Raw genomic sequence first — 12104 nt, forward strand, 5'->3', positions numbered from 1 at the left:
ATTTGCTCAACAGCATTAAGGTTTGAATTTCTGACGCATCCTACTAATTGGGACTAATTGTGCCAGTCAACTTTCTTTTCTATATTTCCCAATTCCTTTCTCAATTCCCAGTTAGCAATCCAAGTGATAATTGTTTGTGGGTGCAGTGGTCTGGCGAAGAAGTATCCTTGTCCGTATTCGCAGTGAAGATTTCGCAAAATATCTTGTTGTGCTTGGCTTTCCACACCTTCAGCAACCACATTTAAATCTAAGCGATGCGCCAAAGCAATAATAGTTTCTACAATATCTAAGTTTCTGGCATCTACAGTCATTTGATTGACGAAAGATCGATCGATCTTCACAGTATCAATTGGTAAAAGATGCAAATAAGCTAAAGATGAATAACCTGTACCAAAATCATCAATACAAATTTGGATACCCTTATTTCTCAATTTTCTTAGAGTTTCGATCGCTAATTCACCATTTTTCATTAATACACTTTCTGTCACTTCTAACTTAAAATAAATCATATTAGAGCAATTATTGTGACAGAGGTTTTCAATAAAACTCACTAAATTAGGTTGAGTCAGCTGCACTCCTGAAAGGTTAACCGCAACACTCAAAGGCCAAACATTTACCAATTCTTGTTCCCACAACTTCATTTGCCGACAAACTTCCGTTAACACCCATTCACCAAGAGGAATAATCAGCCCAGTTTGTTCAGCTAAAGGAATAAATTGCCCTGGTGAAACCCATCCCCTTTCCTGATGTTGCCATCTGACTAATGCTTCAAAACCCATCAGTTTGTTAGTGTTTAAACAAACGATCGGTTGATAATTTAAATGTAAATGTTGCTGTTGAATTGCCTGTTGTAAATCAACTTCTAGTCGCAGTCGCTCTAGTTCCTCTGTCTGCATTTGCGAGTTAAAAAAAACCGTATTTCCCACTTGTTTTTTAGCATTGTAAGTAGCAGTATCAGCTGCCCGCAAAAATTCCTCTGCTTGATTATAAGCCATTGTACTATCGACAACGCCAATGCTCACCGAAGAGTAAATTAATGATTTGTCAACTTGAAAAGGGAGTCGGAGAATTTGATGAATTTGCTCTACTTTTTGGCTCAGTTCATTTGAATTGAGCATATTATTAAGTAATAAACCAAAAGCATCTTCACCAACACGAGCTAATCGATCGCTCGGTTGCATCCAACCAGCTAATCTTTGAGCAACTTTAATCAAAAACTGATTGCCTTTAATATGCCCAAATCCATATTTCACACTTCGGTAGCGATCGATATCGACAAATACCACACCAAACAAACTTACCTCTTCCTTACATTTATCAATGCAAATTTGTAACTCTTGCAGGAAAAGTGTCCGATTTGGTAATCCGGTTAATTCGTCATAAAATGCCAGCAGTTGAATATCTTGGAGAGCTTGTTTTCGTTCTTTTCGTACTTGTGCTTCTCGCCATTCTCGTTCCGCTGCTGGCACTAACCGTGATAAACTGTTTTTCAGCAAATAATCGTGGGCTCCTGCTCTCATTGCAGCTACAGCAATTTCTTCTCCGATCGAACCAGAAACAATAATAAACGGCAAGTCTAGCTTTTTTTCCTGCATGACAGAAAGAGCATCTAAAGCATTAAATTGCGGCAAAGAGTAATCAGCTAGAATCATATCCCAACTTTGCCGATCGAGTGCTGTACTCATTTCGATTCTGTTTTCTACTCGTTCCCAAATCACGGTATAACCACTGAGTTCGAGTTGTAATACAATCAATTCCGCATCATCTGGGTTGTCTTCAACTATTAGCACCCGAATTTCGTTATTCATCATACGCAGCTAACAAAGGAGGAGAAGAATTGATAACTAACCAATACATACCTAATTGTTGAATAACATTGAGAAACCGATCGTAGTCTACAGGTTTTTGAATGTAACTATTACAACCCAGGCTATAGCTTTCTACTAAATCCTGTTGTTCGTTAGATGTAGTCAAAATTACAACTGGAATCAGCTGAGTTTTTCGACTACTCTTTATCCTTTGTAGCACTTCTAACCCATTTATTCGAGGAAGTTGTAAATCTAAAAGAATTAAAGCAGGTAATTCGTCTGGGGATCGATCGCAGTAAACACCTGTACCAAACAAATAATCTAACGCCTCTACACCATCTCGCGCTACCACTACTGGATTAGTGATCCCACCTTGCTCAAATGCCATCAGCGTCAATTCTTCATCGTCAGCATTATCTTCCACTAAAAGTAATAATCCTGGGGTATTCAGATTCATAGAATTTCGCATTGCTTTATATTCCTGAGCAGAAGTTAATAATATTTCACCATTGGGATAACTTTTTATTTGCTACTCAAAGTAAAATAGAAAGTTGCACCTTGATTTATCATTCCCTCTGCCCAAACGTTTCCACCATGTCGATGAATAATTCTTTGAACGATCGCTAATCCCACACCCGTTCCCGGAAAGTCATTAACGGAATGTAATCTTTGAAAAGCAATAAACAACTTATTAACATAATTCATGTCAAAACCAACACCATTATCTTTCACAAAATAAGTTGGTATATTTTCTGACACTAGATTAATGCCAAATTCAATTTGTGTTTCGGGACAATTTGAGGTAAATTTCCAAGCATTACTTAATAAGTTTTCCAAGACAATTCGCAACAATGCCGCATCTCCCAAAGCAGTAATTTCCGGGGCTATATTCCATTGTACAAAACGTTCTGGTTGAGATTCACTTAAATTTTTGCGAATTTCTTCAGCCATCTGACTTAAATTTACGGAAACTCGCTTCATTTCGGCACGAGTCACCCGTGAAAGCATCAGCATATCCTCGATTAATTCGCCCATGCGTTGTGTACCTGCGCGAATGCGATCGAGATAATGTTGACCTCGATCATCTAATTGGTTTTGATAGCGTTCTAGCAAAGTTTTACTAAACCCATCAATTGCCCGTAAAGGAGCGCGTAAATCATGGGAAACGGAATAAGAAAAAGCTTCCAATTCTTTATTTGCTGCTGTCAGTTCCGCCGTCCTTTCTTTAACTCGTTGTTCCAAACTTTGGTTCAATTGAATAATCCCTAATTCTGCTTTTTTCCGTTCCGTAATATCAATACCCACACCCCAACCTGACCAACCGGGAACCGAGAATTCTTGGGAAATATTTGACCAAGCAATAGTTTTTATTTCGCCATTTTTGCTGACTAAATCCCATTCCCAATTCCGATAATTATTGCCGAATTCTGCCCATTTTTTCATCATTGTTTGCAGATAAATTGGATCGGGATAAACCATTTTCCAAGCTTGAGGATTGCCGATAATTTCTTCTGATGAATAACCTGTAACTCTTTCGCATTCTTGATTCCAAACAATAATGTTACCTTCATTATCAAAAGCATCTAACATTACGGGCATATTTTCCAAAATCGAACGCAGTTGTTTTTCGCTTTCTTTGAGGTTTTCTTCAGCTTGTTTGCGATCGTTAATATCAGTATGCGTACCCAACATTCGCACTGGTTTGCCAGATCGATCCCATTCAACAACTTTACCTGAAGAAAGAACCCATTTCCACTCACCTGTTTTAGTTAGTTGTCTACATTCTACTTGGTAATCATTGCGTTTCCCAGCAATGTAATCAGCATAAACTTGATAAACACTTTCTCTTTCTTCAGGATGCAAACGCTCTTTCCATTTAGCATTTGTTTCCTGCAATTCCTCTGGTTTATAACCTAACATTCGGGCATATTCGGCACTGACGATCGCCTCTCCAGTTTGAATATTCAAATCCCACAATCCCTGATTTGCCGCTTGCAAAGCTAACCGCAAACGTTCTTCACTTTCTTGCAGTGCAGCTTCGGCTTTTTTGCGATCGCTAATATCCACCATAGTCACAATTCGATAGAGTGGATTTCCCTGCCGATCTCTTACCATTGTAATGTCTAGTAATACCGGAAAAGTAGTTCTATCTTTACGGACATGATATGTCTCGTATGTTAAGTGTCCCACCTCGTTAAGCTCTTGAATAAAACAGATTGTTTCTGCCCAAGTGTGAGCAGGAAATAAACTTAAAATTGGTTTGCCAATCATTTCCTGAACTGAATAACCGTGCATTCGAGCAAAGGCAGGATTTACTATTTCTAATAAAGCTCCTTTGCTCACGGCTAATCCATGTTCGGCAAATTGAAAAATGTCTTTATATTGTTGTAAATCTGCTTCCGCTTGTTTCCGTTCCGTAATATCAATTGCTTTACTAATCACCAATTTCCTACCATCAAGCAGTTTACCCAACGGTGCAGAATAAAAGTCCCAAATTCGCGTTTCTCCGCTACTAGTGCGGATAGTAAATTCTCCTTCGTAAACTCGGCAATTAAGATGATGTAAACGTTCAATGCCTTCTCGAACTGACTCTTTGCGACTACCATAAGCCTTTTCCGTCCAATCTGCGATCGTAGGAATATCTTCAGAAGAATAACCTGTAATTTCTGTCCAAGCATGATTAATTTGCACGATTGCACCGTCTTCAGCGTGCAAGATAATTGGCAGCGGAGAATCAATAATTGCGCGTCGGAAACGTTCTTCACTTTCTTGGAGAGAAATTTCTGCTTGTTTGCGATCGGTAATATCAAAAATTACGCCCAACATTCTCACAGCTTGCCCAGATCGATCGTAAATTCCTCGCCCTCTGGCAATTATCCAATGAACTGTGCCATCAGGATAAATTACCCGATGTTCTGTGTCATAATCTGTATGGTTTTCCAGTGCGTAATAAATCGCTGCTTCGACTCGCTCTAAATCTTCTGGATAAATGCGATCGCGCCAAGTTTCATAGTTAGCTTCCGCAGTCTGGGAATCTAAACCAAGCAACTGGAAAAGTTTACTGTTCCAGTGCAATTTATTTTCCGCCAAATGCCAAGCCCAATTCCCAATTTGGGCAAATTCTAATGTCAAACGCAGTTGTTCTTCACTTGTTTGTAAGTTTGCTTCGGCGCGTTTGCGATCGTCAATATCCCGATAGTAAACACCTAAACCTTCAGTTGAGGGATAAGCGTGAATTTCGTACCATCGCTGTCGCGTTTCGTAGAAATATTCAAAATGAACCGGAATTAGATCGGTCATTGCTTGGCGATATTTCTCTTCACAGATAGTGCCAACTGCTCCTGACCATACTTGCCAATGATCTTTACCAATTAGTTCCTCTGCTGACACCTGGTTAATCCTAGCCGTCATTTGGTTAACGTAGGTGATTTGCCAATTGCGATCGAGTGCCACATAAGCATCACTCATGCTTTCCAAAATGTTAATCACTCGCTGTTCGCTTTGCTTTAAGGCAAATTCGGCTTCTTTACGAGCCGTGATCACTTCGGTAAACAGAATTATGCCACCGATCGCCCCCGTTTGTTCGTACCAAGGACGCACTTCCCATTTCAACCAATCAATTTTGCCATCAGCACGAATAAATTCATCTTCTTCACAACTTTCTACTGCACCCGCTAAACATCTTTGATGAACTTCTTTCCAATCTTGCGGAATTTCGGGAAACACTTCATAGTGAGAACGCCCAATAATATTTTGTTCTCCTAATCGATAATCTCTTAACCAACTTTGGCTAACGATGATGTACCGCATTTCAGTGTCGAATACCGCAGCTGGAATTGAAGTATGTTCTACGAAGAATCGCAACAGCCATTCTCGATATTTTAAGGCGGCTTCGGTTTGTTTGCGATCGCTAATATCCTTAATTACTCCTATTAAACCAATTACATTTCCATCGTTATCTCGCCAAGGGCTTTTTGTCGAAAGATAAGTTTTCTCAGTTTTATTCTTTAATATTTCCTCTTCAATTTCCTGACTTTCCCCCAATTCCATAATCTGATTATCAGTTTCTTTCAACTTTTGAGCTATTGCTGGTGCAAACAGATCGTCATCATTCAATCCTAAAATTTCTTCCCTAGACTTACCGAGATCTCTACACATTGCCGAGTTAACAATAACATAGTGTCCCGATCGATCTTTGACAAATAATGAATCGGAAATTCCTTCAATGACCGAGGACAATAATTGATAACTCTCCTGTAACCTATGATTTGCCTTTGTCAATTCTTTTGTTCGTTCTGCCACACGGTTTTCTAGTTCTTCATAAGATTGGCGTAGGGCTAAATCAGTTCTTCGTTGTTTTAAATCCAGCTTATTTAGAAATCTTGCATTCCACCAGGTAACACCGCCTAAAAGTAAAATATTAACGATACTCCGACAGATAATACCAACTTCCATTGGCATAAAATTAGAACGATAAGTTAATATCTGAAAACCTCCCAAAATTAAGGGAATCCCAATCACAAATGGCAACAAGCAACGGGCAGCTATCCCCCCAGCATTAGGACTAGTGATTACTTTTAACCAACCTTGTTCAGGATCGGCAAACAAAATCCCCAGAGATAAAATGCAAAAAGCAATAACTGCTGCCAGTGCAATACTTTCACCGGAAAACAAAGTGTAAAAATGCTGAACTTGATAAATATAACCAATTAGTCCCAGAAGGGAAATTAAGAAACTACAAAAAGCGAATCCTTGAGCTAAACTGTAAATGCGCCGATTTAATAAGATTAAAGCTGCACTTAACATGAGGAATTTTAACGCTGCTGACATCGCTATTCGCCCCGGATATTCATAGCCAATCTGAGGAGTGAAATCTTTAATCAGTAGTTCATCAATTCCCAAGTTAATATTAAATAAAAACTGAATTAATGCCAGCGAAGCTATGCAAGCAACTAGAATGGCAAGTTGATGAGAAAGCGATCGCTTCCAACGTGGATAACTGCCATTTTCCCGATTATATTCATGCCAAAACCATAAAGAAGCACCACTCAAAATAAACGCCAAAGCTGCATTTACTCTCATCGGCACTATTCCGGGAAATATGCTGGTAAGCAATTCAATTTTAAATAGCCAACCAACAATTACAATACAGCCAATTATTGCAGTGATTAAGCTAGAATATTTTGAGAGCGATACAGCTACGCTACGCTGATGCGATCGAACTTTCTGCAAATTCATAAGCCAAAACCAGAATCAGTAATAAGAAAAAAACGACTGAAGTCGTCACAACAAAGTTAAAAAAAGGTTCGTTGTAGGGACTTTAGTCCTACTCTCCGACTGAAGTCGTAACTACAAACTTAAATGAAGAAGAATTTATCAAATTCTGTCTGGAGATTACTCTTTTAAACCTCTTTTTGTAATTGAGAAATTTCGGCGTATTCCTCCTGTAATTTTGCTAAAATTCGCGAATAAACGGGAATAATTTTTTGATAAACTGCCACGTTTTTAGCAATGGGTTGATGATGGTAAGTTAAGCCAATTTGTTGGCATACCTCCTCTAATTTAGTAATTTTTTTCAGGGCGTAAAGTCCTAAAATTGCCGCACCAAAACTAGAACTTTCGTAGATTTCGGGAACGCTGACAGGTTGATGAAAAACATCGGCTAAAATCTGTCGCCATAAACAGGAATTAGCAAAACCTCCAGAGGCGCGAATGCTGTTAATTTCGCCAGCGAAATCTTCTAAAGCTTGGAAAACTAAATATAGGTTATAGACAACTCCTTCTAACATGGAACGAACTAAATGTGCTTTGGTATGACGAAGAGAAAGTCCTACAAAACTACCTCTAGCATTAGCATCCCAAATTGGCGATCGCTCTCCGGTTAAATAAGGATGAAAAATTAATCCTTCCGATCCGGCTGGTGCTGTTTGCGCGATCGCTGTTAACATATCGTAAGGGTCTTGTCCGAGAGTTTTTGCAGTTAATACTTCAGCATCAGCTAAACGATCTCGTATCCATCTTAAAATAATCCCACCGTTATTAACTGCACCACCAATTACCCAATAGTTTTCGGTTAAAGCATAGCAAAACAATCGCTGTTGGGGATCGCAAGTTGGTCGATCGACAACAACTCGAATTGCGCCACTTGTACCTACTGTAACGGCAACTATTCCGGGTGCGATCGCCCCTACTCCCAAATTAGAAAGCACCCCATCAGCAGCACCAATTACTGTGGGAATATGCGCCGGAATTCCCATTGCTAAAGCGTATTCTTCCCGCAAAGATTGAAAAATATAAGTTGTCGGAACTAAGCGTGATAAATTCATTTCTGTAATCTGGGCAAGTTCCAATGCTTCTCGATCCCAATTTAACTGTTTTAAATTTAGTAACCCTGTAGTTGAAGCAATGGAATAATCAACCACATACTCGCCGAATAATTGATGAAAAACATACTCCTTAATCGAAATAAACTTAGCCGCCTTCGCAAAAATTTCCGGTTGTTCTTCCCGCAACCAAATAATTTTAATCAAAGGCGACATTGGATGAATCGGCGTTCCCGTGCGGAGATAAATTTCTTTTCCTTGCCTTTCTTCCTGAACAATTTTCGCCCATTTATTACTACGATTATCTGCCCAAGTAATACTTTTAGTCAACAATTTTCCTTGACTATCCACAGCAATTAAACTGTGCATCGCTGCACTAAAAGACAAGCAGAAAATCTCAGAAGGTTTAATTTTACTACTTTCAAACACCTGTTGAACTGTAGTAATTACTGCTGACAATATCGCTTCTGGTTCTTGTTCGGCGGCTCCGGGAACAGGTGTTAATAAAGGATAATCAACAGCGGCTCTCTGCAACATTTTACCAGTTTCCGTAAATAAAACTGATTTAGTGCTTGTAGTGCCAATATCAACAGCAATTATATAACTCATAGAGATTTTTTTTGAATCGCAGAGGACGCAGAGGACGCAGAGGAAAGAGAAGGAGAAGTTTGACTATTTATTTGCCGGAAACTTGATAATTAGGTTGTAGTTAATTTTAGCCGATTTGTAATATCCTCTGCTTTTAAGTTATATAAAGCATCAAGAAAATTGAGTTGCAAACTACCAGGCCCAACCGATCGTTCTGCTGCTATTTCTCCGGCAATTCCCATGATTGCCATAGCATGAGTAGCGGCAATAGTAGCATCAGCATTCACTGCTTGAAAAGCAGCAATTAAGGCAGTAGCAGTACAACCCATTCCAGTAACTTTTGACATCAGTGGATGCCCATTTTCAATTTGAAAAATTCGCTCTTGACTAACCACAAAATCAATTGCACCACTAATAACGATCGTGCATTGATAAAGGTTTGCTAGAGTTTGAGCAACACTCACAACTGTTTGGGAATCTTGAGTGCTATCTACTCCTTTAGTGGTGATGTTTTGATTAGCAATAGCAGCAATTTCACTAGCATTACCACGAATTACAGTTGGTGTCGCTATATTTAATAGTTTCTTTGTAGTTTCGGTGCGATAAATTGTGGCACCTGCACCCACCGGATCAAATATTATCGGTTTGTTAAGTTTTTTCGCAGTGAACATCGCTTTGTGCATTGCGGCAATCCAATCATCATTTAAAGTGCCAATATTGATCACTAAAGCTGCTGCTAAATTTACCATTTCTTCGACTTCATTTGAGGCGTGCGCCATTACCGGAGAAGCACCTAAAGCTAAGAGAGCATTAGCGGTATTATTCATCACTACGTAATTAGTGATGTTATGAATGAGAGGTTTTGTTTCTCGAATGGAAATTAAATCTTGCCAGATAGTTTGTGCTAAATGATTCATAGTCAACCACTGTAGTTTTATACTTACTTTGCCACAACTGGTTTATGCTAAGACTTCTTCCCTAGTTTTTCCCGATTTATATATAAATTTACAAGTGTTCTGTTTCAGCAGCAGTGAACATCATAAAGAAATTTATTTGCTCACCAGTTAATTAACTTAGTAAATTTATCTGATGCGCTAAACACAAGATTAAATTATGGAGGAGCTAAGTTATGCAATCTACCTATTCGGAATATCCTGAAGCTTTCCCTCAGTTTAATAATTCAGTTAATTCTCAAAACCAACAAATTGTGGGATTCTCGCAAGCAAATTCTCTAAATTTAGCTGAAGGAAACACAATTTCTATTCCTCCAGTAGGAATTGTACCTCTCGTTTTAGTTTTAGGGGTGACTGCTTACCAACAATATCGCGCTTTCGTGAGACGACAAAGAGTTCAACTATTGGAAAGAATCTGGCAATTAAGTCCTGAAGATACAGTTGGGTGAAAAGGAGAGTAACGATGTTTTCTGAGTTTTCTGAGCAGGGTTATGTTTTAGTTTTGGGCAATATTTTCCAATACAAACCGACTCTGAAATTAGGCAGTAGTGGTGCTGAAGTCGTAGAACTACAAAAGTTGTTATTACGCTGGAAAGCACTGCTAGGTTCTCGGCAGGCGGAACGTCAATTTCACAATGCAAAATTGCATAAAGGCAAGTTCGATCGCGCAATGAAAATGATGGTAGAAGAATTCCAAGAAGTGATGTTTTTGCCTGTAAATGGTGTGGTAGATATTTTTACTTGGCAAGCACTTTATGCGGGATCGCCGATTCATTTGCCGAAGCTAAAAAGAGGTAGCAAGGGAGAAATTGTTAAAGCGTTACAAAAAGCGTTATTAAAGACTGGTGATTATTTGTATGATAGTCCGCTTGATGGCATTTTCAGTTCTGTAACTGAGTGGGCGGTAAGACATTTTCAGCGGCGAATGGGAATTACAGTTGATGGAATTGTCGGTTTTGAAACTTGGGATACTTTGAGCAAAATTTTACTAGCTGTAACGCATCAGCATTTGCCTGTGGTGAGAAGCATAGATTTAAGTCAAATTTGGTACGTGCTTTCGGAAAATCATCATGATTTAGCTTTGGAAATGGCGATCGCGCGATCGCTCTCTCCCGAAACTAACTTCACTCGTTACTATTACAATCGAGTAGACTTAAACGATGATGGAAAAAACGAAGTCATTGTTTATTTAGTGACAGCAGATACTAGTAATAGTAAAGAATATCCCATCCTAATTTTCCAACCAGAAGGCAAAGGTTATCGCTTAATTTCACACCTTGGTTATGGTGCTGCGCCGATCGTTGTCACTGAACAAATGAGTTACGGATGGAAAGATATTGTGATTCATTCCAAACATCAAGGCGAGTCAAATTATTGGTTTGCTCAGTTTGACGGCGAACAGTATTTAGGCGGTGCTCATAGCGGACGTTCTTACGAAGTACCGACTAATATCGCTATCTCCGGGATGGCTTATATTGCCGATGAAATTACTCTTGATTCTGGCTTAGAATTAGAAAATTACCATGCAGATTCTTGGCTAGAATAAATTGAATTAAAGTTGGCATTGATGACTTATTTTCTGGAATTTCCAGACTAATACAATGAACAACGAACAAGCTAGAAATCCTGATTATCCTAAAAATTGGAATCAGGAAACTCAGGCTTCTTGGAATAGCAATGCTTTAAATTGGGATGCTAAAATGGGGGATGATGGCAATGATTTTCATCGCCTGTTAGTTCGTCCTGCTACAGAAAGATTGCTGGGAGTAAAAGTTGGCGATCGCATTTTAGACATCGGTTGTGGAAATGGCATATTTAGCCGACGATTAGCGAGTTTAGGTGCAAAAGTAGTAGGAATTGATTTTTCTGAACAATTAATTGCTTGTGCGATTGGGCGAACTCAAGCACAAGATGCGATCGCTTATCAAGTTCTAGACGCTACCAATGAAACAGCTTTATTAGAATTAGGTGAAAACAGTTTTGATGCTGCTATATCGGCAATGACGTTAATGGATATGGCAGAAATTGCACCTTTATTTCGGGCGCTAACTAAATTACTAAAACCACAAGGTTGCTTTGTTTTTTCTGTGATGCACCCTTGTTTTAACAACCCTCATATTAGTATGGTTGCAGAAGAAACAGAAAGCAATGGTGAAATTGAAACTCGCTGTTCTATCAAAGTAGAAAAATATTTGCAACCTACCGTTACTTACGGATTAGCACTTCGCAATCAACCAAAACCACATATCTATTTTCATCGACCAATTAATCTACTTTTGGGTGAAGCTTTTCGAGTAGGATTCGTGTTAGATGGATTAGAGGAACCTGCATTTCCAGCTGACTACCCAAATAACTATTTACTGAGTTGGGGTGGTAATTTTAGCGAAATTCCGCCTGTATTGGTGGTGCGACTAAAATTGTTAGCGGCTTAA

8 protein-coding genes are annotated in these 12104 nt (G+C 39.0%); 3 read left to right on the plus strand and 5 right to left on the minus strand.

All coding sequences use genetic code 11. From position 1 onward, the window contains the following. Positions 1–53: 53 nt before the first annotated feature. From ACE1B6_RS11355 to thiM, 5 genes are all read right to left on the minus strand, one after another. Positions 54–1811: a putative bifunctional diguanylate cyclase/phosphodiesterase gene (locus ACE1B6_RS11355; RefSeq protein ID WP_413257338.1), complete on the minus strand. Its 1758-nt coding sequence runs from the start codon at positions 1809–1811 to the stop codon at positions 54–56. Next, a complete protein-coding gene (locus ACE1B6_RS11360; RefSeq protein ID WP_413257339.1) occupies positions 1801–2265 on the minus strand; it encodes a response regulator in 465 nt (154 codons plus the stop codon). The genes ACE1B6_RS11355 and ACE1B6_RS11360 overlap by 11 nt, the downstream gene beginning before the upstream one ends. 65 nt (positions 2266–2330) lie before the next feature. Then, a complete protein-coding gene (locus tag ACE1B6_RS11365) occupies positions 2331–7046 on the minus strand; it encodes a PAS domain S-box protein (protein ID WP_413257340.1) in 4716 nt (1571 codons plus the stop codon). 164 nt (positions 7047–7210) lie between these two features. Further along, positions 7211–8740 (minus strand): gluconokinase, encoded by a 1530-nt coding sequence (gene gntK, locus ACE1B6_RS11370; RefSeq protein WP_413257341.1) that lies wholly within the window; start codon positions 8738–8740, stop codon positions 7211–7213. Between the two features lie 89 nt (positions 8741–8829). After that, the gene (gene thiM / locus ACE1B6_RS11375; RefSeq protein WP_413257342.1) at positions 8830–9636 is read right to left on the minus strand and encodes a hydroxyethylthiazole kinase; all 807 of its coding nucleotides are present in this window, start codon (positions 9634–9636) and stop codon (positions 8830–8832) included. 212 nt (positions 9637–9848) lie between these two features. Between thiM and ACE1B6_RS11380 the strand changes: the two genes are divergently transcribed. The 3 genes from ACE1B6_RS11380 to ACE1B6_RS11390 are packed head-to-tail and all read left to right on the plus strand — an operon-like array spanning position 9849 to position 12104. Beyond that, complete coding sequence (locus ACE1B6_RS11380; protein WP_413257343.1) at positions 9849–10121, plus strand: hypothetical protein; 273 nt, start codon at positions 9849–9851, stop codon at positions 10119–10121. A 14-nt stretch (positions 10122–10135) separates the two neighbouring features. Further along, positions 10136–11218: a peptidoglycan-binding domain-containing protein gene (locus ACE1B6_RS11385; RefSeq protein ID WP_413257344.1), complete on the plus strand. Its 1083-nt coding sequence runs from the start codon at positions 10136–10138 to the stop codon at positions 11216–11218. A 55-nt stretch (positions 11219–11273) separates the two neighbouring features. Next, positions 11274–12104: a class I SAM-dependent methyltransferase gene (locus tag ACE1B6_RS11390; protein ID WP_413257345.1), complete on the plus strand. Its 831-nt coding sequence runs from the start codon at positions 11274–11276 to the stop codon at positions 12102–12104.

The organism is Floridaenema fluviatile BLCC-F154, assembly GCF_041929135.1.
GTDB lineage: Bacteria > Cyanobacteriota > Cyanobacteriia > Cyanobacteriales > Aerosakkonemataceae > Floridanema > Floridanema fluviatile.